12 protein-coding genes are annotated in these 21,953 nt (G+C 72.8%); 6 read left to right on the top strand and 6 right to left on the bottom strand.

What is annotated here, in order from left to right:
• Positions 1-22: 22 nt before the first annotated feature.
• On the bottom strand, positions 23-1,453 hold the full coding sequence (locus tag AB0L74_RS11400; RefSeq protein ID WP_365648859.1) for a SidA/IucD/PvdA family monooxygenase: 1,431 nt from the start codon (positions 1,451-1,453) through the stop codon (positions 23-25).
• Positions 1,450-2,808 carry an aminotransferase class V-fold PLP-dependent enzyme gene (locus AB0L74_RS11395; protein WP_365648856.1) on the bottom strand — a complete coding sequence of 453 codons (1,359 nt, stop codon included), beginning with the start codon at positions 2,806-2,808 and terminating at the stop codon, positions 1,450-1,452. The genes AB0L74_RS11400 and AB0L74_RS11395 overlap by 4 nt, the downstream gene beginning before the upstream one ends.
• Before the next feature lie 346 nt (positions 2,809-3,154).
• Here AB0L74_RS11395 and AB0L74_RS11390 point away from each other — a divergent pair, with 346 nt between their 5' ends.
• Positions 3,155-3,967, top strand: coding sequence for an alpha/beta hydrolase (locus AB0L74_RS11390; protein WP_365648853.1), 813 nt, complete (start codon positions 3,155-3,157; stop codon positions 3,965-3,967).
• Positions 3,964-5,253 carry a SpoIIE family protein phosphatase gene (locus AB0L74_RS11385; RefSeq protein WP_365648850.1) on the top strand — a complete coding sequence of 430 codons (1,290 nt, stop codon included), beginning with the start codon at positions 3,964-3,966 and terminating at the stop codon, positions 5,251-5,253. The genes AB0L74_RS11390 and AB0L74_RS11385 overlap by 4 nt, the downstream gene beginning before the upstream one ends.
• 82 nt (positions 5,254-5,335) lie before the next feature.
• On the opposite strand, the gene pepN is transcribed toward AB0L74_RS11385, so the two are convergent.
• Positions 5,336-7,828 (bottom strand): aminopeptidase N, encoded by a 2,493-nt coding sequence (gene pepN / locus AB0L74_RS11380; RefSeq protein WP_365648847.1) that lies wholly within the window; start codon positions 7,826-7,828, stop codon positions 5,336-5,338.
• A gap of 242 nt (positions 7,829-8,070) precedes the next feature.
• On the bottom strand, positions 8,071-8,421 hold the full coding sequence (locus tag AB0L74_RS11375) for a chorismate mutase (RefSeq protein WP_365648844.1): 351 nt from the start codon (positions 8,419-8,421) through the stop codon (positions 8,071-8,073).
• A 297-nt stretch (positions 8,422-8,718) separates the two neighbouring features.
• Here AB0L74_RS11375 and AB0L74_RS11370 point away from each other — a divergent pair, with 297 nt between their 5' ends.
• The 4 genes from AB0L74_RS11370 to AB0L74_RS11355 all read left to right on the top strand — a co-directional run bounded on the left by AB0L74_RS11370 (position 8,719) and on the right by AB0L74_RS11355 (position 15,679).
• Positions 8,719-9,615, top strand: coding sequence for a hypothetical protein (locus AB0L74_RS11370; protein ID WP_365648841.1), 897 nt, complete (start codon positions 8,719-8,721; stop codon positions 9,613-9,615).
• A 162-nt stretch (positions 9,616-9,777) separates the two neighbouring features.
• Positions 9,778-14,895 (top strand): caspase family protein, encoded by a 5,118-nt coding sequence (locus AB0L74_RS11365; RefSeq protein WP_365648838.1) that lies wholly within the window; start codon positions 9,778-9,780, stop codon positions 14,893-14,895.
• Positions 14,892-15,230, top strand: a complete 339-nt coding sequence (locus tag AB0L74_RS11360; RefSeq protein WP_365648835.1) for a hypothetical protein — start codon at positions 14,892-14,894, stop codon at positions 15,228-15,230. Before AB0L74_RS11365 ends, AB0L74_RS11360 begins: the two co-directional genes overlap by 4 nt.
• Positions 15,227-15,679 (top strand): hypothetical protein, encoded by a 453-nt coding sequence (locus AB0L74_RS11355; protein ID WP_365648832.1) that lies wholly within the window; start codon positions 15,227-15,229, stop codon positions 15,677-15,679. The genes AB0L74_RS11360 and AB0L74_RS11355 overlap by 4 nt, the downstream gene beginning before the upstream one ends.
• Positions 15,680-15,812: 133 nt before the next feature.
• Here the strand turns inward: AB0L74_RS11355 and AB0L74_RS11350 are convergent, their stop codons facing one another.
• Positions 15,813-17,276 carry a glutamate synthase subunit beta gene (locus AB0L74_RS11350; RefSeq protein WP_365648829.1) on the bottom strand — a complete coding sequence of 488 codons (1,464 nt, stop codon included), beginning with the start codon at positions 17,274-17,276 and terminating at the stop codon, positions 15,813-15,815.
• Positions 17,269-21,864 (bottom strand): glutamate synthase large subunit, encoded by a 4,596-nt coding sequence (gene gltB / locus AB0L74_RS11345; RefSeq protein WP_365648826.1) that lies wholly within the window; start codon positions 21,862-21,864, stop codon positions 17,269-17,271. The genes AB0L74_RS11350 and gltB overlap by 8 nt, the downstream gene beginning before the upstream one ends.
• Positions 21,865-21,953 lie beyond the last annotated feature (89 nt).

Raw genomic sequence — 21,953 nt, 5'->3', positions numbered from 1 at the left:
CGCCCTTGTGCGACCGCCGGTCTCACCGCTGGTCGACGAGTGGGATGAGGGTGGGTGCCGGTTGCCGGGTGGGCGGGATGTGGGGGTGGTGGTGGGGCTGGAGGCCGAAGGTGGTGAAGGCGGTGCGGGCGGGCAGGGGGTAGGGCTCCTTGCCGGTGAGGGTGTTGAGGATGGTGGCGCTGCGCCAGGCGGCGAGCCCCAGATCGGGGGTGCCGACCCCGTGGGTGTGGATCTCGGCGTTCTGGACGTAGACCTGGCAGCCGGAGGCGGTGATGCGGGGGTCGAGGGCGAGCCGGAAGTGCGCGTCGACGCGGGGCCGTCCGCTGCTGTCGCGGCACAGGTAGGGGTCGAGGCCGGCGAGGAGTCCGTCGAGGGGGCGCTGCCGGTAGCCGGTGGCGAGGACGACGGCGTCGGTGGTGAGGCGGGTGCGGGTGTGCTGCTGGACGTGTTCGAGGTGGAGCTCGATCCGGGTGGCGGCGAAGCGGCCGGCGGTGCGGACGTGGACGCCCGGGGTGAGGACGGCGTCGGGCCAGCCGCCGTGCAGGGTGCGGCGGTAGAGCTCGTCATGGATGGCGGCGAGGGTGTCGGTGTCGATGCCCTTGTGGAGTTGCCACTGGGCGGGGACGAGCCGGTCGCGGACGGATTCGTCGAGGCCGTGGAAGTAGCGGGTGTAGTCGGGGGTGAAGTGTTCGAGGCCGAGTTTGGAGTACTCCATGGGGGCGAAGGCCCCGGTGCGGCCGAGCCAGTGGACGCGTTCGCGGCCGGCGGGGCGGTGGCGGAGCAGGTCGAGGAAGATCTCGGCGCCCGACTGGCCGGTGCCGATGACGGTGATGTGGCCGGCGGCGAGCAGGGTGTCGCGGTGGTGGAGATAGTCGGCGGCGTGGACGACGGGGACGCCGGGGGTGTCGGCGAGGGGTCTGAGCGGGTCGGGGATGTGGGGTTCGGTGCCGATGCCGAGGACGACGTTGCGGGTGTGGGTGCGGCCGTGGGCTTCCGGCTGCCCGTCGGGGCCGAGCCGGGTGTGGTCGACCTCGAAGACGTCGCGTTCGGGGTTCCAGCGGACGGCGTCGACGTGGTGGCCGAAGTGGAGGGCGGGGAGGCTGTCGGCGACCCAGCGGCAGTAGGCGTCGTATTCGGTGCGGCGGATGTGGAAGCGCTCGGCGAAGTAGAAGGGGAAGAGGCGTTCGCGGGTCTTGAGGTAGTTGAGGAAGGTCCAGGGGCTGGCGGGGTCGGCGAGGGTGACGAGGTCGGCGAGGAAGGGGACCTGGATGGTGCTGTCGTCGATGAGGAGGCCGGGGTGCCAGCGGAAGGCGGGGCTCCGGTCGTAGAAGGCGGTGTCGAGTTCGGCGAGGGGGTGGGCGAGGGCGGCGAGGGACAGGTTGAAGGGGCCGATGCCGATGCCGACGAGGTCGCGGGGGGCGGCGGGCTCGCGGTACGGGAAGTGGGGGGTCATCGGGGGGTGTGTCCTTCTACGAGGGTGAGCAGGGCGGTCAGGTCGCCGGGGCCGGTGGCCGGGTTGAGGAAGGTGGCCTTGAGCCAGAGGCGTCCGTCGATGCGGGCGCGGCCGAGGACGGCGTGTCCGCGGGTGAGCAGGGCGCGGCGTACGGCGGCGACGGTGTCGTCGGTGGCGCCGGCGGGGCGGAAGAGGACGGTGCTGATGGTGGGTGGGGCGTGGAGGTCGAAGCGGGGGTGGTGGTGGACGAGGGCGGCGAATTCCCGGGCGCGGGCGCAGACCTGGTCGATGAGGGCGCCGAGGCCGCTGCGGCCGAGCGTTTTGAGGGTGACGGCGATCTTGAGGATGTCGGGGCGGCGGGTGGTGCGCAGGGAGCGGCCGAGGAGGTCGGGGAAGCCGGCGGTGGTGTCGTCGTCGGCGTTGAGGTAGTCGGCGTGGTGGTTCAGCGGGGCGAGGTCGGCGGGGTCCTTGACGGTGAGGAGTCCGGCGGCGGCGGGTTGCCAGCCGAGTTTGTGCAGGTCCAGGGCGATGGTGTCGGCGGCGTGGAGGCCGGTCAGTTTGGCGCGGTGCCGCCTGCTGAACAGGAGGGTTCCGCCGTAGGCGGCGTCGATGTGGAGGCGGGCGCGGTGGGCGGCGCAGCGGGCGGCGATCTCGGGGAGGGGGTCGATGAGTCCGGCGTCGGTGGTGCCGGCGGTGGCGGTGACCAGGTGGGGGCCGGGGAGCCGGGTGAGGGCCTCGTCGAGGGCGACCGGGTCGAGGGTGCCGGCGGGGGCGGGGACGACGGCGGGTTCGGGCAGGCCCAGCAGCCAGGCGGCCCGGGCCAGGGAGTGGTGGGCGTTGGCTCCGCGGATCACCTGGACGCTGCCGCCGCGGGCTTCGCGGGCGAGGAGGAGGGCGAGGTGGTTGGACTCGGTGCCGCCGGTGGTGACGAGGGCGTCGGCGGCTCCGGCTTCCTGGGCGAGCGCGCGGGTGACGAGGGTTTCCAGGGCGGAGGCGGCGGGGGCCTGGTCCCAGGAGTCGAGGGAGGGGTTGAGGGCGGTGGCGGCCAGGTCGGCGGCGGTGGCGACGGCGAGGGGCGGGCCGTGCAGATGGGCGGTGCACAGGGGGTGGGCGGGGTCGGCGGCGCCTTCGGCGAGCACGGTGACGAGACTGCGCAGGGCGTCGGGGTCGCCGGTCTCGGGCAGGATGTCGCCGGCCGCCTCCCGGACGCGCCGGGCGACCGCCTCGGGTCCGCCCGCGGGCAGCGGGGCGCCACGGGCACGGGTACCGGCGCGGAGGGCGTCGAGGACGGTGTCGAGGAGGGGGCGCAGGGCGTGGGGGCCGTCGGGGCCCGAGGCCAGGGGCGGCGTGCTCATGGGTGTTCCTCCAAGCGCGCGGCGGGGACGTCCGGCCGGGATGCTCCCAGCTTGTACGCGGGTGGGCGGATACACCCGGACAGGTCAGCGATCACAACCCGAAAGGGTGTACTGCCGTGCACTGCCGTGTGAGGCGCGCGTGCCGGGGGCGGCGGGGAACCCGGTGACGCGGTGGCGTGGGCGGGCGCGACCGGTGAGGCCGGCGGGCGGGGACCGTGTCCCCGGGACCCCCGGGTCCCCGGCGTCGGCGGACAGTGGGGCCGGCGGTGCCCCGGGACCGCCGCCGTCACCGGGCCGGCGTGATCGCTTACGGCGCCGCAACGGGGGGGATGCGAAAATTGTCCGTATGGACGTGCGACGCAGAAACCGTGTGACGGTGACTGGCCCGGAAGACGGTCCGGCGGTGATGCTGGCGCACGGGTTCGGGTGCGACCAGAACATGTGGCGCCTGGTGGTTCCGGCGCTGGAGCGGGATTTCCGGGTTGTCCTCTTCGACCACGTCGGCGCAGGCCGGTCGGACCTGTCCTCGTGGAGCGAGGAGCGGTACGCCTCGCTGGACGGCTACGCGGAGGACGTGCTGGAGATATGCGAGGAGCTGGCCCTGGGGCCGGTGGTCTTCGTGGGGCATTCGGTGAGCGCCATGATCGGCGTGCTGGCCGCCGCCGCCGAGCCGGAGCGCTTCTCGGGACTGGTCCTGCTCACGCCCTCGCCCTGCTACATCGACGATCCGGCGGCCGGCTACCGGGGCGGGTTCAGCGCCGAGGACATCGACGAGCTGCTGGAGTCGCTGGAGGCGAACTATCTGGGCTGGTCGGCCACGATGGCCCCGGTCATCATGGGCAACCCGGACCGGCCCGAGCTGGGCGAGGAGCTGACCAACAGCTTCTGCCGGACCGATCCGGACATCGCCCGGGTCTTCGCCCGGGCCACGTTCCTGTCGGACAACCGCGCCGACCTGGCGAAGGTGCGCCTGCCGACCCTGGTCGCGCAGTGCTCCAGCGACGCGATCGCTCCGCGGGAGGTGGGCGCTTTCGTGCACGCGGAGATCCCCGGCAGCGAGCTGGTCACCCTGGCCGCGACGGGGCACTGCCCCCAGCTCAGCGCCCCGGAGGCGACCGCCGCGGCCATCGCGTCGTTCGCCGCCGGAGTGAGCCGGTGAGGGACGGGACCGGTGACGGCCGCGAGGGCGAGCCGGAGGCCGCCGGTGAGCCCGCGCTCTTCTCCGCCCTGCTGGAGGACAGCGCCGAGGATCTGTACGAGAACGCGCCCTGCGGCTATCTCTCCACCCTGCTGGACGGGCAGATCGCCAAGGTCAACCGGACCCTGCTGGACTGGCTCGGCTACCGGCGCGAGGATCTGGTCGGCCGCATGCGGTTCGCCGATCTCCTCACCGTCGGCGGCCAGCTGTACCACGAGACGCACTTCGCTCCCCTGCTGCGCATGCAGGGTGAGCTGAGCGGCATCGCCCTGGAGCTGAAGACGGCCGACGGCAGCCGGCTGCCGGTCCTGGTGACCTCCGTCCTCAAGACCGGGAGCGACGGCGAGCCGCTGCTGATCCGCACCACCGTCTTCGACGCCCGCGACCGCCGCGCCTACGAGCGGGAACTGCTGCGCGCCCGGCAGGAGGCCGACCGCGAACGCGAGCGCCTCCAGCGTCTGGCGACCACGCTCCAGCGGACCCTGCTGCCGCCCGTGCTGGAGGACGTGCCCGGCCTGGACGTGGCCGCGTATTACCACATCGCCTCCGTCGACGAGGTCGGCGGTGACTTCTACGATCTGTTCCCCCTGTCCGCCGACGCGTGGGGACTGTTCCTCGGCGACGTGTGCGGCAAGGGCGCCGCCGCGGCGGCCGTCACCTCGCTCACCCGCTACACCCTGCGGGCGGCCGCCGTCTACGACCGGGATCCGGCCGCCGTCCTCGGCAACCTCAACACCGTCCTCAACCAGGATCAGAACAGCGCGGATCCACGGTTCTGCACGGTCGTCTTCGGCCTGCTCACCCCCGACGCCGCCGCGGGCGGCTTCCACATCACCCTGGCCAGCGGCGGTCACCCGCCCGCCGTGCTGATGGGCGCCGACGGAAGCGCGCGTTACCTGCCCACTCCGGGCGGGCAGCTCATCGGTGTCCTGCCCGACGCCCACATCGCCACCACCACGCTCCGCCTCGGACCGGGCGACACCCTGCTCCTCTACACCGACGGCCTCACCGAGGCCCGCACCGACCGGTCCGGCGGACGCTACGGCGACGACGCGCTGCTGGACTTCGCGCGCGCCCTGGCCCCCACCACCGCGTCCGCCACCGTGGAGGCCCTGAGCGACCTGCTCACCGCCCTGGGCGGTGGCGTGGACGACGACACGGCCGTCCTGGCCATCACCGTGCCCCGCGACCCGGTGGCGGGCGGCGGTACGGCGGGACGGGCGGGGCGGACGCCGGGCGCCCGGTGAGGCGGGCGCCCGTTCCCGCACCGAGGCCGGCGGCGCGGCGGGCGTGCCGTGCCGCGGCCCGCGGCGGTCCGCGGGGCGGGCGCTACGCCTGGCGGACGCGCAGGGCCCGCGCGAGGTCGTCGAGCTGGTCGGCGAGCTTGCGGCGCAGCGCCGGGACGGGGCCGGCGTCGCGCAGGCACTCCTCGCCCAGCCGCAGCGTCTCGGCGTCGACGGCGTGGGCGGGGAAGGCCCAGCGGCCGGCGGCGTCGGCGATGGCGGGGCCGCGGCGGGCGGCGACGGCGACCGCGTCGGTGTAGTAGCGCGGCACGTAGGCGCGGACCAGGTCGGCCTGCTCGGGCTGCCAGAAGCCCTGGGCGGTGGCGGTGAACAGGTAATTGGACAGGTCGTCGCCGGTGAACATCTCCGCCCAGGCGCGGCGCTTGGCCTCGGGGTCGGGCAGGGCGGCGCGGCAGCGGGCGGCGCCTTCCTGGCCGCTGGCGCTCGGGTCCTGGACGAGTTCGGCGTCGATGACGGCGTCGTCGATGGCGCCGAGGACGGCGAGGCGGCCGAGGACGCGCCAGCGCAGCTCGGGGTCGAGTTCGGGGCCGCCGGGGACGGTGCCTTCGGAGAACCAGGCGCTGATGGTGTCGGGCTGGGCGGCGACGTCGATGAAGTGGCGTACGGCGATCAGGCGCAGCCCGGGGTGGTCGCCGTCCTCGGTGCGGCGGATGAGGTCGCGGCACAGGGCGGTGAGGGTGGCCAGGGCCGCGGGCCGCTGTTCCGGGGTGAGGTAGCGGTCGGCGATGTGGCTGGTGGCGAAGGCGAGGACGCCTTCGACGAGGTCGAGGTCGGTCTCGTGCGGGAGGTGGGTGCGGGCGGCGTCCAGGTACTCGGCCGGCGCCAGTTCGCCGTCGCGGACGGCGTCGCGCAGGGCGTTCCAGACGACGGCGCGGGTGAGGGGGTCGGGCAGGCCGGAGAGGTGGGCGCGGACGGTGGCGAAGGATTCGGGGTCGAAGCGGACCTTGGTGTAGGTGAGGTCGCCGTCGTTGAGGAGGAGCAGCGCGGGGCGCTTGCCGATGGAACGGGGTTCGGTCTGCGGGACGTCCAGGTCGAGGCGTTCGCGCAGGGTGAGGCGTCCCTCGTCGCCGAGGTCGCGGTCGTAGAGGCCGACGGCGATGCGGTGGGGGCGGCTGCCGGTGTGGCCGACGGTGAGGGCGCAGGTGCCGTTCGCGCCGGGGGTGACGGTGGGGGTCAGGGTGTCGACGCCGGTGGTGCGCAGCCAGGCGTCGGCCCAGGCGTGGACGTCGCGGTCGGTGGCGCTGGCGAGGGAGTCGATGAAGTCGGCGAGGGTGGCGTTGGCGAACCGGTGGCGGGCGAAGTGGGTGTTGATGCCGGCCAGGAAGTCCTTCTCGCCGAGCCAGGTGACGAGCTGGCGCAGGGCGGAGGCGCCCTTGGCGTAGGAGATGCCGTCGAAGTTGAGGAGGGCGGAGGCGGTGTCCTCGACGTTCTCGGGGGCGACGGGGTGGGTGGAGGGGCGCTGGTCGGCGTCGTAGCCCCAGGCCTTGCGGGCGACGCCGAACTCGGTCCAGGGGCCGGTGAAGCGGGTGGCTTCGGCGGTGATCTGATAGCCCATGTACTCGGCGAAGGACTCGTTCAGCCAGATGTCGTCCCACCACTTCAGGGTGACGAGGTCGCCGAACCACATGTGGGCCATCTCGTGGGCGATGACCATGGCGCGGGTCTGCCGTTCGGCGTCGGTGACGGCGGAGCGGTAGACGAATTCGTCGCGGAAGGTGACGAGGCCGGGGTTCTCCATGGCGCCGGCGTTGAACTCGGGGACGAACGCCTGGTCGTAGGAGTCGAAGGGGTAGGGCTCGTCGAACTTCTCGTGGTAGCGGTCGAAGCAGGCGCGGGTGACGTCGAGGAGTTCCTCGGCGTCGGCGTCGAGGTGGCGCGCGAGGGAGCGGCGGCAGTGGATGCCGAAGGGCAGGCCGCGGTGCTCGGTGCGGACGGAGTGCCAGGGTCCGGCGGCGACGGCGACGAGGTAGGTCGAGATCAGGGGGGTGGCGGCGGCCCGCCAGACGCCCTCGCCGGTGTGTTCGGTGACCCCGTTGGCGAGGACGTTCCAGCCGGCGGGGGCCTTGACGGTCAGGTCGAAGACGGCCTTGAGGTCGGGCTGGTCGAAGGCGGCGAAGACGCGCTGGACGTCGTCCATGAACATCTGGGTGTAGACGTAGGTCTCGCCGTCGGCGGGGTCGGTGAAGCGGTGCATGCCCTCGCCGGTGCGGGAGTAGCGCATGGCGGCGTCGACGCGCAGTTCGTGGGCGCCGGGGGTGAGGTTCTTCAGCGGCAGCCGGTTCCCGTCCAGGGTCTGCGGGTCCAGCGGCTGTCCGTCCAGGGTGACGGAGCGCAGCTCGGCGGGCTTGACCTCGACGAAGGTGTCCGTGGCGTCCTGACCGTCGCGGACGGTGAACCGGATGGCGGTGCGGGAGTCGAAGGTCTCGTCGCCACCGGTCAGGTCGAGTTCGATCGCGTAGTGGTGGACGTCGAGGAGCTGGGCACGGGTCTGCGCTTCGTCGCGCGTCAGTACGGACATGCTGCACATGCTGCCTGATACGGCTGGGCGGGCACAGGGGCGGACGGGTAACACGGGCGGGGTCCGGTCTCCCCGCGGGCCACCGCGTTCCCCGGGCGTGCGCCCCCCGGGGCCGGTGCCCCCGCCGTGCGGGCGGGGCGGCGGGACCGGGGCACAGCCCGTATGCCGGGCCGCGGGCCGCCGCCCCGCCCGCCGCGGGGATGCCCCGGGGCGGCCCCGGGGCATCCCCGGGCCGTCCCGGGTCAGCCGGCCTCAAGAGCGCGCCCGTTGCCGGTGTCCTCGGCGATGCGCTCGTGGTGGCGGATCACCTCGGCGATGATGAAGTTCAGGAACTTCTCCGCGAACGCCGGATCCAGCTTGGCGCTCTCGGCGAGCGCGCGCAGGCGCTCGATCTGCCGGGTCTCGCGGGTGGGGTCGGCGGGCGGCAGCTGGTGGCGGGCTTTGAGGTGGCCGACCTGCTGGGTGCACTTGAAGCGCTCGGCGAGCATGTGGACGACGGCCGCGTCGATGTTGTCGATGCTGTCGCGCAGCCGCGCCAGCTCCTCGCGGACGGCGGCGTCGACGTCACCGGTACCGGTGTTGCTGGTGGTCATGAGGGGTCAGCCTACGGGCGGACCGCGGACCGCGGCGGACCGTCTCATTCCCTGATGGCCTTCACCTTCGTGTCTTCGGCGGCCCGGACGGCCTTGGCGGCTTTGGCGGCCTCGGCGACGTACAGGGCCCCGGGGCCGCCGGGCGCCCCCCCGGCGGAGGGCCCCGCGCGCCGGTCACGGTCCGGATGGCCCCGGCCGCGCCGGGCCCGGTGGCGGCCGGTTTCCGGCCGGTGGGCGGGCCCCGGACGCGCCCGGCTCGTACAGTGGAGTCGGGTTCAGGCGTCTTGGGGGTCGGACGTGGCGAACGGCGGACCGGTCGAACACGGCTACCCGCACCTGGAGACGGTGCGGGCCGCCATCACCGCGCTGTACAGACGGCTGTCGTGCGACACCATCCGGACGTTCTCCACCAGCGTGGCCCCGGCCGACGTGGCGTTCTGCGACACCGACGACCTGTATCTGGGGGCGCAGCGGGTGGCCCGGGAGCTGGTGCGGCACTACCGTCTGCCGGACGCCCGGATGATCGTCGGCTTCCGGGAGATGACACACGCGGCCAACGTCGAACTGGCCGCCGGCCCGGAGTACTTCATCGAGCTGAACGACCGCTTCCGTACGCACCGCCGGGACATCGGCGCGGCTCTCGCGCACGAGGTGACGCACGTGTATCTGCACCGTCTGGGCCTGTCCTTCCCCGGGACGCGGGACAACGAGATCCTGACGGACACGGTGACGACGTACCTGGGCGCGGGATGGCTGCTGCTGGACGCCTACCGGGAGGACGCGGCCACGTCGCAGAAGCTCGGCTACCTGACGCCGGAGGAGTTCGGCTACGTCCTGGCCAAGCGGGCGCTGGTCTTCCACGAGGATCCGTCGGTGTGGTTCACCAGCCCGCAGGCGTACACGGCGTACGTCAAGGGCATGGCGCAGGCCCGCCGGGACGAGCAGCAGCCGCCGCTGACGGCGGCCGGCTGGGCGGGCCGCCGCCGCTACGCGCGGGACCGCCGCCATGCCCAGGACCGCCCCGGCACCGGTCCGGGGGCGGAGGTGCCGTACGCGTTCACACCCGACGGCCACGGTCCGCTGCGGGTGTCCTTCCCCTGCCCGACGTGCCGGCAGCGGATCAGGGTGCCGGTGCGCGGGCGGGTGCGGGCGCGGTGCGCGCTGTGCCGGACGGTGTGGGAGTGCGACACCTGAGGACCGGTCCGCCGGCCCGGCCCCTCTGACGCTTTCCGCCCGGCCGGCCTGGCACCGCACCCACCCGCGCCGCGGAAGTCCGCGGCACCGCACGAGTCCCGCACCGTGGCCCCCGCGCTCTGCGAAAATGGTGTGCTCGGGGTGTCGTACGAGGGGGGACGAGTGGAGTCCGGTCAGGCCGAGGCAGCTTCCCAGGGCAGGCGGCGCGCGCTGGTCGTCGGGGTCGGGCGCACGCCCGCCCTGGAGAGGGACGAGGAGCTGGCCCGGCGCTTCCCTCGCCTGGACGGCGCCCTGGAGGACGTCGAGCTGGTGGGCAGATCACTGCGCCAGTCCGGTTACGACGTGCGCCAGGTGCCGGATCCGGGCGGCGCCGAGCTGCTGGGGGTCCTCCAGGAGTTCTTCGAGGAGTGCGCACCGGGGGACACCGCCTTCCTCTACCTGTCCTGCCACGGCGCGGTGCTCGGCGAACGGGACTACCTGCTGCCCGCCGACGCGCAGCCGGGCCGGGCGACGCCGGACGGTGGCCGCTCCCTGCTGAAGCGCACGCTGATACCCGCCGACCCGGAAGGGCTGCTCGACGGCCTGCCCGGCTCGGTGACGACCGTGGTGTGCCTGGACACCTGCCGCTCCGAGGAGCCGGCGGCCGAGTCGGCGCAGGACCGCCGGACGGTACTCACGGCAGCCGAGGACGTCTACTGGCTGTACAGCTGCGCCCGGGGCGAGCGTTCCTACGCCGACGCACAGGAGGGCAGCTGGTTCGGCCGTGCGCTCGCCAAGGCGCTGGCCCCGACGACGCAGCCGATCACCTTCGCCGATCTCGTCCGCTACACCCGGGCGTCGGTACGCCGGACCGCGTCCGACGCGGGCCTGCCGCCCCCCACGGTCGACCGGTACGTCCCGCACGGCCGAAACGAGGAGGGGCCGGGTCCGGTGCTCTGCGAGGGCGCGCAGGAGGCGTACCGCTGGACGACGATGATCGACCGGTCCTGTCTGTGGCGGTACACCTCCGGTGGCGCGGCCGTGCACGACCGGGTCAAGAAGCGCCTGGGCGCGCTCGTGGAGCACATCGTCGACTCGCTGGCCACGGAGGGCGCTCATCGCGCCGATCCCTGGTCGGACCCCACCTACCCGGTTCGGGTCGTCGACCAGCTGGGGAATCTGGTGAAGCGGGCCCGCCTCGAAGGGCGTGACCTGCTGTCGCCGGCCGAGACGGCCGCCCTGCTCGCCGCGCCCGTGGTACACGAGGGGATCGTCGCCCACGCGCTGGAGGAGCTGCGCCGCACCGTGCCCGGGGGCATGGACGGCAAGGGTGCCGCCGGCACCGCCCTCGACGGCCACGACCGTCTGGTCAGGGACGCCGCCCGGGATGTCGCCCGCGCGCACTCCCAGGTGCGGCGCACCGCGGTGACACTGCGCCGGCGCGGTCTGAAGGAGCAGGCGGCGGCCGCCGATCACTGGCTGCGCCACCGCTTCATCGCTGAGTGGGACCTGCTGTGGGAGCGCACCGGCGCCTACCCCGTGGTGGACACGATCCTGGACCTGGTGGTGGACGCGGTCCTCGACGCGGCCTCGGACCCCTCGGCGGCACCGCCCCGGGACGCCGTCCGGCTCGCCGTCGACGGCCAGCTGCGCCAGGTCCTGGGACATCTGGCGGTCCACCCGAGCACCAGCCCGCGGATCAACGACGCGCGCGGCGGCGACGAGTGGAACCTGTACCCGCCGGTGCCCGGGAACCAGTGGCGGGCCCCCGACCTCGCACGTCTGCTGTGGACGGCCGGTCTGCTGGCCGCCGACCCGCGCCGGATGTCGAGCGTCCTGGTCGACCACCTCGGCGCGCACGAGCCTTTGGACCCCGCCGAAGTCGTGGCCGCGCTCTCCGCCGACTTCGGCTACGACGTGACGCCGCCGGGCGAGCGGGAGGACTGCTCCTACGAGCTCACCGTCCGCTTCCCCTGCCCTCATCCGGCGCTGCACGTGGCCGTCGAGGAGCTGGCGGCACGCGCCAACGGCACCGTGGCCGCCCTGCACACGGAGTGGCTCAGGCAGCGCACCGGGCCGCCGGCCTTGTTGCGCGGTCTGCCCGACCGTGTCACGGGCGGGCAGCTCGTGCCCCTGGACGACCGCTACAAGCAGCCCTTGGAGCGCTTCCGGCTGGCCGAGGACGAGATCCGGCCCCTGCTGATGGGCACCCAGCTGTACGGCGACCGGATGCTCGCGGTGCGGGAGCTGTACCAGAACGCCCTGGACGCCTGCCGGTACCGCGACATGCGCCGTCAGTACGGCGCGACGCAGGGCCGGCCGGCACCGGACTGGTCCGCGAAGATCACCTTCACCCAGGGCCGGGACGGCGACGGCAGACCGTACATCGAGTGCACGGACAACGGTTCCGGAATGAACCGCTCCAAGCTGACGTCGATGTTCGCCCGGGCCGGCAAGCGCTACGAGCAGGATCCCGAGTTCGTCCAGGAGCGCCGCAACTGGCGCCGTGCCGGACTCGGCGAGATGCCGCTCAACTCGCGCTTCGGCATCGGGGTGTTCAGTTACTTCATGCTGGCCGAGGAAGTGGTCGTCTGGACCAGCCCGGTGGACCGCTACGGCCGGGCGGTGCGGCTGGAGCCCCTGCGCGCCGACATCCAGTCCGGTTCGGGGCTGCTGCGGATCGGCGACGATCCGCAGGTCGGCCTGGACGGGGGCACCCGGGTGCGGCTGTACCTGGGTGAGGACGAGACGTGTCCGCCGTCCGTGGTGGAGACGCTGGAGTCCTTCCTTTGGGTGGCGGACTTCGAGGTGGAGGCGGTGGAACTGGACGCCGCCGGGGCGGTGGCGCGGCGGCGGCGCTGGGAGCCGGGGGTGCTCGTCACCCCCTCCGACAAGCCGTGGCACTACAGCCCCGCCCAGGGCTCAGGCGACATCTGGCTGGTCCAGGGGCGAGGGCAGTGGCTGCTGGACGGCGTGGTGATCGACACCGGGAGAGAACCGCACGGTTACGTCGTCAACCTCCGGGAGCGGCATCGTCCGGAGCCGAGCGTCGACCGCAACAAGCTCATCTCCTACGACCACGAGGCGGTGACCGCCGAACTGCTGGACGCCGTGCCCAGAGCGGCGGCGCAGTGGAACGAGGTGTCGCTCGGCTGGCTGTGGGAGCTGGCCGCCAAGTCGCTTCTGCTCGCCGTCAGGGTGCTCGACGCGCTGCCGCCCGAGGCCATGGCCCGCGTCGAACCGCCGTCGAGACCGTACGGCCGTGCCCACCTGCCGCGCGTCACACGGCTGTCGGTGGTGGGCTGCCTGCCGGCGGACGCCGGTTTCTGGGACAACGCCGGCAGCTGGCGCGGGGTCATCGGTGAGTCGGAGAGTGTCCTCCTGCGCAAGTGGCAGGCCACCCGGCTGGCAGCGCAACGGGAGGAACAGCCCTTCCTGCCTCCGGGGTACCCCGTCCCGCGCAGCATGGACGCGGCCCTGTTCCGGACCCGCGCCGACCCGAGCGGCTGGGAGACGGTGCTGCACGCCGCCCTGGGCACGGGCACCACGGTGGCGGAGCCCCTGAAGGCGCTGCGCCGCTATGCGATCGTCGGCTTCACGGTGCCCTCCATCGCGGACATCCGCGCTCTGCGGACCACGCGGCCCTCGGCGGCGGCGGTGGACCTGTACACGGCCTACCGTTCCGCGGTCCGTGCCTCCGGCATCCCCCACACGGGCGCCCCCGCCCCGCACGCGCCGCTGCTGCTGATCGCCGCGCGCCACCGGCTCACCCTCGGCCGGGCCGCCGCCCTGCTGGAGGAGCTGCGCGCGCTCGATCCCGAGTTGCCCGCCGCTCCCGAGCTGGGCGACGACCTGGCCGCCGAGGTCCCGACCCTGGAGGACGCCAGGTCGCTCGCGCGTCCGGAGAGGGAGACCGAGTTCTGGCCCGGTGCGCTGACCCTTGTCGACTTCCTCACCCGTCTCGACCCGGGGGGTTCGCTACGTGAGCTGCGGGCGCGCATCCACCGGTTCGCGCCCCTCGGTTTCTCCCTGCGTCAGGAGCCGGCCCCGGCCGCGCTGGACCACGGCCCGCTGCACCCGGCGGAACGCACCCTGTTCGCCCGCTCGTCCGATTTCGCGCGGCGCGGCAGGCGCTGGCGCGGCGACGACTTCACGGTCGCCGATCTCCTCCTGTCCGCGGCCGAGCTGGACGTGCGCCCCCGAGATCTGGCGGCGGGCGTCAACTGCCTCACCCCGGTGACGGGAGTGAGCGCCCCCACGCTGCCGCAGGAGGTGGCCGACTGGATCCCGTCGGCCCTGGCGACAGAGGTGCTGAGGGCGGCACGCGGCGGCGGGACCGTATCGCCCTGGCGGTTCGTCCGGGCCGTCACCCGAAGCAAGCGGCCCACCACACGGCCGCTTTCCGGGTTCGAGCTCGACGAAGCCCGGGAGGCCCTGCGCCGTCTGGACGCCTGCGGACTGCTCTCCCCCGCCTTCGAAGGCCGTATCGAGCAGACCATCCGGCAACTGGAAAGATGGCACCATCCGCTGACCCGGGTGGGCGGCTGGGACGAGGAGAGGGGCGTGACGCTGCCCGTCCTCGCCCGGATCAGCGCTTCCGAGCGGCGCACCGTGGGGGACGTCGCGGAGCAGTTGGCCGACCAGATCCTGCCGGTCCCGGTCACCCGGCCGGGACCGGAGGCCCTGCGGCTCCGGCCGACGACGGAGGACATCAGGGTGCTGACGGCGAACCCGGGGGAATTCCGCGGTGAACTGAAGATCCCCCCGTTGCTGGCGCACGCCCGCGACACCCGCCGCACCCTCGCCGCCTCGATCGAGCACCTGTCCCGGTTCGCCCCGCTCGGCGCTCCCTCGCTCCCGGTCTCACCCGGCAGTCCCGAGTTCGCGGCCCTCGAGGACTTCACCCCGGACCTGTTCGACTTCGCCGCCTTCGGCTCCGGTCTTCTCGGCCCCGGCCTCCTGGGCCCCCTCGAACTCGTCCGCACCGCGGGCCGCTTCGACTGGCCCCTCGGCAAGACGTACGACCGCTACGCCCGCCTGGCCTGCCTGGGGCTGGAGGTCACCGTGCGCCGTCCGACGCCCGGGGAGGCCGAGCTGGTCCCCGACTGGCAGGACCTGATCATCCTCACCGAGCAGCTCACCGGCCGCGCTCCCGCCCTGACCGGCACGGTCACCCGCGAGCACATCACGCTGTGCGCGGAGGAGACCGACCTGACCGAGACCGAGGTGCGCGTACGGCTCGGCCGCTACGCGCCCCTCTTCTCCTTCGAACTCCCTCCCGTGGAAGGAAGCGCCGCATGACCGCCCCCATCGCCTACGACCCCGACGCGGTCCACGCGGCCGTGCTCTCCTTCCGGTGGACCGTACGCCACGACGGCGACGACACCACGTACGAGGCCGCCGGGACCTGCCCCGTGTGCGGCTGCGCGATGACGCGCGTGTGGACCTTCGGGCAGCCACCGGTCCCCAAGGGCGGCTTCCTCGGCCGGCGCGGGGAGCCCGGGCCGGCCCCCTACTACACGGTGTGCCAGTGCCGCACGCTGCACATGAACCGGCCCGCGGACGAGCCCCGGGGCTGCGGCGCCCTGCTGGCCATCGCACCGCCACCGGAGCGGTCGACGGGAGCCGCGACGTGACGTCCGCACCCACCCCGGAGCAGCTGCGGGACGCCGACCGCCGCGCACGCGAGAGCGCCGCCCCCGACCGGCAGTTGCAGGCCGCACTGCGTCAGGCCGAGGGCTACCGCAACTTCCTGGCCTCCCTCACCGGACTGCTCACCGCCGTCTTCGTACTGAAAGGCCAGGAGGATCTGAGCAAGCTGGCCGACGGCCCGCGCTGGACGGTGATCACACTGCTGATCACCGGGTTCCTCGCCCTGATCACCGCCTCCTGGCTGGGAGTGGTGGCCGTGCACGGACGGCCCGGGGAGGAGGTCCTGCTGGAGGCGGGCCGGCTGCTGCGGTACGAGAAGAAGCGGACGCGGACGGTCTGGCTGCTGGTGGAGTGGGCCCGGTGGCTCGCCCTCGGGGGTGTCCTGGCGGTCACCGCGGCCGTCATCGTCACCTGGGTTTCGCCCGGCGCGTAGCCGGACATGCGGCGGCGCCTGCCCAATCGTCCGGTCGGGGACAGGGGCAGGCGCCGTCTGTGTTCCGTACGCCTTTGTACGGGACGTCTTCTTCGGCCGCCGGAGCGCCGCGGCGCTCCGTCAGCCGGGGCCGTCAGACCGCGAGGGCGCGGTCGGTCGGCCGGATCGGGGCCGGCAGGTCGCTGGCCCCGGTCAGGAAGCGGTCGACGCCGCGGGCGGCCGAGCGGCCCTCGGCGATCGCCCACACGATCAGGGACTGGCCGCGGCCGGCGTCGCCGGCGACGAACACGCCCGGAACGTTGGTCTGGAAATCGGCGTCGCGAGCGATGTTACCGCGTGCGTCGAGCTCCAGGCCGAACTGGTCGACCAGGCCGTTGTCCCGGTCGGTGCCGGTGAAGCCCATGGCGAGGGTGACGAGCTGGGCGGGGATCTTGCGCTCGGTGCCCTGCTTGGGGGTGAGCTTGCCGTCGACGAACTCGACCTCGGTCATGTGCAGCCACTGGACGTTGCCGTCCTCGTCGCCCTCGAAGTGGGTGGTGGAGACGGAGTAGACCCGCTCGCCGCCCTCCTCGTGGGCCGAGGTGACCTTGTAGAGCATGGGGAAGGTCGGCCAGGGCTGGGCGACCGGGTCCCGCTCCTCGTTCGGGCGGGGCATGATCTCCAGCTGGGTGACGGAGGCAGCGCCCTGCCGGTGGGCGGTGCCCACGCAGTCGGCGCCGGTGTCGCCGCCGCCGATGACGACGACGTGCTTGCCCTCGGCCGAGATCGGCGGGGTGACGTAGTCGCCCTCCTGGACCTTGTTGGCCAGCGGCAGGTACTCCATGGCCTGGTGGATGCCCTTGAGCTCGCGGCCCGGGACCGGCAGGTCGCGCGCGGTGGTGGCGCCCACGGCCAGCACGACGGCGTCGTACCGCTTCCTCAGGTCCGTCGCCTTCAGGTCGCGGCCGATCTCGACGCCGGTGCGGAAGCGGGTGCCCTCCGCGCGCATCTGCTCGATACGGCGGTTGATGTGCCGCTTCTCCATCTTGAACTCGGGGATGCCGTAGCGCAGGAGGCCGCCGACGCGGTCGGCGCGCTCGTAGACGGCGACGGTGTGACCGGCCCGGGTGAGCTGCTGGGCGGCGGCCAGGCCCGCCGGGCCCGAGCCGACGACGGCGACCGTCTTGCCGGACAGGCGCTCGGGGATCTGCGGGGCGACGTCCCCGGTCTCCCACGCCTTGTCGATGATGGAGACCTCGACGTTCTTGATGGTGACCGGCGGCTGGTTGATGCCGAGCACACACGCCGACTCGCACGGAGCCGGGCACAGGCGGCCGGTGAACTCCGGGAAGTTGTTGGTGGCGTGCAGGCGCTCCTGCGCGGCCGACCAGTCCTCGCGGTAGGCGTAGTCGTTCCACTCGGGGATCAGGTTCCCCAGCGGACAGCCGTTGTGGCAGAACGGGATGCCGCAGTCCATGCACCGGCTGGCCTGCTTGCTGATGATCGGCAGCAGGGAGCCGGGGACGTAGACCTCGTTCCAGTCCCTGACGCGCTCCTCGACGGGACGGGTCTTGGCGACCTCGCGGCCGTGGTTGAGAAAGCCCTTGGGATCAGCCATTGGTCGCCGCCTCCATCATCTTCTCGGTGATCTCGGTCTCGGAGAGACCGGCTCGCTCGGCGGCGTCCTTGGCGGCGAGCACTGCCTTGTACGTGCTGGGGATGATCTTGCTGAAGCGTTCCGCGGAGACGGCCCAGTCGGCGAGCAGCTTCTCGGCGACCGTGGAGCCGGTCTCCTCGGCGTGGCGGCGCACCACGTCGTGCAGCCACTGCTTGTCCGTGTCGTCCAGCGCCTCGATCGCGCCGAGGTTGCCGGCGTTGACGTTGTCCCGGTCGAGGTCGATGACGTACGCGACGCCGCCGGACATGCCGGCCGCGAAGTTGCGCCCGGTCTCGCCGAGGACGACCGCGTGGCCGCCGGTCATGTACTCGCAGCCGTGGTCGCCCACGCCCTCGGAGACGACCAGCGCGCCGGAGTTGCGGACGCAGAACCGCTCGCCGACCTTGCCGCGCAGGAACATCTCGCCGCCCGTGGCGCCGTAGGCGAGGGTGTTGCCCGCGATGACGCTGTACTCGGCGAGGTGGTCGGCGCCCCGGTCCGGGCGGACGATGATCCGGCCGCCGGACAGGCCCTTGCCGACGTAGTCGTTGGCGTCGCCCTCCAGGCGCAGCGTGACACCGCGCGGGACGAAGGCGCCGAAGGACTGGCCGGCGGAGCCGGTGAAGGTGATGTCGATGGTGTCGTCGGGCAGGCCCGCGCCGCCGAACTTCTTCGTCACCTCGTGGCCGAGCATGGTGCCGACCGTGCGGTTGATGTTGCGGATGGCGACCCGGGCGCGCACCGGCTGGGCCTCGGTCGCGTCGTTCGCGGCGAGCGCGTCCGCCGCGAGCCTGATCAGCTCGTTGTCGAGCGCCTTCTCCAGGCCGTGGTCCTGGGGGACCAGGGCGTGGCGGACGGCGCCCTCGGGCAGCTCGGGCACGTGGAACAGCGGCTCCAGGTCCAGGCCCTGCGCCTTCCAGTGGTTCACCGCGCGGGTCACGTCGAGGACCTCGGCGTGGCCGACGGCCTCCTCGATGGAGCGGAAGCCCAGCTCGGCCAGGAGCTCGCGGACCTCTTCGGCGATGTACCGGAAGAAGTTCACGACGTACTCGGCCTTGCCGGAGAACCGGTCCCGCAGGGTCGGGTTCTGGGTGGCGATGCCGACCGGACAGGTGTCCAGGTGGCAGACGCGCATCATGACGCAGCCGGAGACGACGAGCGGCGCGGTCGCGAAACCGAACTCCTCGGCGCCCAGCAGCGCGGCGATGACGACGTCGCGGCCGGTCTTGAGCTGGCCGTCGGTCTGGACGACGATCCGGTCGCGCAGGCCGTTGAGCAGCAGGGTCTGCTGGGTCTCGGCCAGGCCGAGCTCCCAGGGGCCGCCCGCGTGCTTCAGGGAGGTGAGCGGGGAGGCGCCCGTGCCGCCGTCGTGGCCGGAGATGAGGACGACGTCCGCGTGCGCCTTGGACACGCCCGCGGCGACCGTGCCGACGCCGACCTCGGAGACCAGCTTGACGTGGATCCGCGCCTGCGGGTTCGCGTTCTTCAGGTCGTGGATCAGCTGGGCCAGGTCCTCGATGGAGTAGATGTCGTGGTGCGGCGGCGGGGAGATGAGCCCCACGCCCGGCGTCGAGTGCCGGGTCTTGGCCACCCACGGGTACACCTTGTGGCCGGGCAGCTGGCCGCCCTCGCCGGGCTTGGCGCCCTGGGCCATCTTGATCTGGATGTCGTCGGCGTTGACCAGGTACTCGCTCGTCACACCGAAGCGGCCGGAGGCGACCTGCTTGATGGCGGAGCGGCGCGCCGGGTCGTACAGGCGCTCGGGGTCCTCGCCGCCCTCACCGGTGTTGGACTTGCCGCCCAGCTGGTTCATGGCGATGGCGAGGGTCTCGTGCGCCTCCTTGGAGATGGAGCCGTACGACATGGCGCCGGTGGAGAACCGCTTGACGATCTCCGAGACCGGCTCGACCTCCTCGACCGGGATCGGCTGGCGGTCCGACTTGAAGCCGAACAGGCCGCGCAGCGTCATCAGCCGCTCGGACTGCTCGTTCACGCGCTCGGTGTACTTCTTGAAGATGTCGTAGCGGCCGGAGCGCGTGGAGTGCTGGAGGCGGAAGACCGTCTCCGGGTCGAACAGGTGCGGCTCGCCCTCGCGGCGCCACTGGTACTCGCCGCCGATCTCCAGCGCGCGGTGCGCGGGCGCGATGCCGCTGGCCGGGTACGCCTTGGCGTGGCGGGCGGCGACCTCCTGGGCGATGACGTCGATGCCGACACCGCCGATCTTGGTGGCGGTGCCGTTGAAGTACTTCCCGACGAACGCCTCGTCCAGGCCGACGGCCTCGAAGACCTGGGCACCGCGGTAGGAGGCGACGGTCGAGATGCCCATCTTGGACATGACCTTCAGCACGCCCTTGCCGAGCGCGTAGATCAGGTTGCGGATGGCCTTCTCGGGCTCGATGCCCGGCAGGAAGGTGCCGGCGCGGACCAGGTCCTCGACGGTCTCCATCGCCAGGTACGGGTTGACGGCGGCGGCGCCGTAGCCGATGAGCAGGGCGACGTGGTGGACCTCGCGGACGTCGCCGGCCTCGACCAGCAGGCCCACCTGGGTGCGCTGCTTGGTGCGGATGAGGTGGTGGTGGACGGCCGCGGTGAGCAGCAGCGACGGGATCGGCGCGTGCTCGGCGTCGGAGTGCCGGTCGGACAGGACGATCAGGCGGGCGCCGTTGTCGATGGCCGCGTCGGCCTCGGCGCAGATCTCCTCGATGCGGGCGGCGAGGGCCTCGCCGCCGCCGTGCACCCGGTACAGGCCGGACAGGGTCGCGGCCTTGAAGCCGGGCATGTCGCCGTCGGCGTTGATGTGGATGAGCTTGGCCAGCTCGTCGTTGTCGATGACCGGGAAGGGCAGGACGACGGACCGGCAGGAGGCGGCGGTCGGGTCGAGCAGGTTGCCCTGCGGGCCCAGCGACGAGCGCAGGCTGGTCACGAGCTCTTCCCGGATCGCGTCCAGCGGCGGGTTGGTGACCTGCGCGAACAGCTGGGTGAAGTAGTCGAACAGCAGCCGCGGGCGCTCGGAGAGGGCCGCGATGGGCGAGTCGGTGCCCATCGAGCCGATCGGCTCGGCGCCGGTCTTGGCCATCGGCGCGAGGATGACGCGCAGCTCTTCCTCGGTGTAGCCGAAGGTCTGCTGGCGGCGGGTGACCGAGGCGTGGGTGTGCACGATGTGCTCGCGCTCGGGCAGGTCGCCCAGCTCGATCTCGCCGGCCTCCAGCCACTCGGCGTACGGCTTCTCCGCCGCGAGCTGGGCCTTGATCTCGTCGTCCTCGATGATGCGGTGCTCGGCGGTGTCGACGAGGAACATCCTGCCGGGCTGAAGACGGCCCTTGCGGACGACCCTGGCCGGGTCGATGTCGAGGACGCCGACCTCGGAGCCGAGGACGACGAGGCCGTCGTCGGTGACCCAGTAGCGGCCGGGGCGCAGGCCGTTGCGGTCCAGGACGGCGCCGACCTGGGTGCCGTCGGTGAAGGTGACGCAGGCCGGGCCGTCCCAGGGCTCCATCATCGTGGAGTGGTACTGGTAGAAGGCGCGCCGGGCCGGGTCCATGGAGTCGTGGTTCTCCCACGCCTCCGGGATCATCATCAGCACCGAGTGGGGCAGCGAACGCCCGCCCAGGTGCAGCAGTTCCAGCACCTCGTCGAAGGAGGCGGAGTCGGAGGCGTCGGGCGTGCAGATCGGGAAGATCCGGTCGATCCGCTCCTGGTCGCCGAAGAGGTCGGAGAGGATCTGCGACTCGCGGGCCGCCATCCAGTTGCGGTTGCCCTTGACCGTGTTGATCTCGCCGTTGTGCGCGACGAAGCGGTACGGGTGGGCCAGCGGCCACGACGGGAAGGTGTTGGTGGAGAACCGGGAGTGCACGAGCGCGATCGCGGAGGCGAAGCGGCGGTCGGACAGGTCCGGGAAGAAGGGCTCCAGCTGGCCGGTGGTCAGCATGCCCTTGTAGACGATGGTCCGCGCGGACAGCGACGGGAAGTAGACGCCCGCCTCGCGCTCGGCGCGCTTGCGCAGCACGAACGCCTTGCGGTCCAGGGCGATGCCGGTGCTCGTGCCGTCGCTGACGAAGAGCTGGCGGAAGACGGGCATCGTCGACCGGGCGGTGGCACCGAGGAGGTCGGGCGCGACGGGGACCTCGCGCCAGCCGAGGACGGTCAGGCCCTCACCGGCGGCGATCGTCTCGATCTGTGAGACGGCGTCCTCGGTGCCCTCCTCGGGGAGGAAGGCGATGCCGACGGCGTAGGCGCCGGCCTCGGGCAGCTCGAATCCGGCCACCTCACGCAGGAAGGCGTCCGGCACCTGGGACAGGATGCCCGCGCCGTCACCGGAGTCGGGCTCGGAGCCGGTGGCCCCGCGGTGCTCCAGGTTGCGCAGCACGGTGAGTGCCTGGTCGACCAGGGTGTGGGAGGCCTCGCCGGTCAGGGTGGCGACGAAGCCGACGCCGCAGGCGTCGTGCTCGTTGCGGGGGTCGTACATACCCTGCGCAGCAGGGCGAGCATCCATGAACGACCAGTTCCGGCCGTTCGTGGAGTGCTGGGACGGCTGGCGCGGCGTACGCATCGGCTCTCCCGTCGTCGTCAGGTGGCATGGTGCAGGTGCCGAGGGACGACGTTGGCCCTCTGCGTGAGATCGAAATTTCGTGCAGGTTA

This window comes from Streptomyces sp. NPDC052020, from assembly GCF_040680575.1.
In the GTDB taxonomy this organism is placed as follows: domain Bacteria; phylum Actinomycetota; class Actinomycetes; order Streptomycetales; family Streptomycetaceae; genus Streptomyces.
The sequence above is the reverse complement of the archived record's forward strand: the minus strand, read 5'-3'. Positions and strand labels throughout refer to the sequence as shown.

Excerpts from the sequence above, each read along its gene's own strand:
- AB0L74_RS11390 (WP_365648853.1), top strand. The coding sequence starts at position 3,155 with ATGGACGTGCGACGCAGAAACCGTGTGACGGTGACTGGCCCGGAAGAC.
- AB0L74_RS11395 (WP_365648856.1), bottom strand. The coding sequence starts at position 2,808 with ATGAGCACGCCGCCCCTGGCCTCGGGCCCCGACGGCCCCCACGCCCTG.
- AB0L74_RS11360 (WP_365648835.1), top strand. The coding sequence starts at position 14,892 with ATGACCGCCCCCATCGCCTACGACCCCGACGCGGTCCACGCGGCCGTG.
- AB0L74_RS11375 (WP_365648844.1), bottom strand. The coding sequence starts at position 8,421 with ATGACCACCAGCAACACCGGTACCGGTGACGTCGACGCCGCCGTCCGC.
- AB0L74_RS11350 (WP_365648829.1), bottom strand. The coding sequence starts at position 17,276 with ATGGCTGATCCCAAGGGCTTTCTCAACCACGGCCGCGAGGTCGCCAAG.
- gltB (WP_365648826.1), bottom strand. The coding sequence starts at position 21,864 with ATGCGTACGCCGCGCCAGCCGTCCCAGCACTCCACGAACGGCCGGAAC.
- pepN (WP_365648847.1), bottom strand. The coding sequence starts at position 7,828 with ATGTCCGTACTGACGCGCGACGAAGCGCAGACCCGTGCCCAGCTCCTC.
- AB0L74_RS11400 (WP_365648859.1), bottom strand. The coding sequence starts at position 1,453 with ATGACCCCCCACTTCCCGTACCGCGAGCCCGCCGCCCCCCGCGACCTC.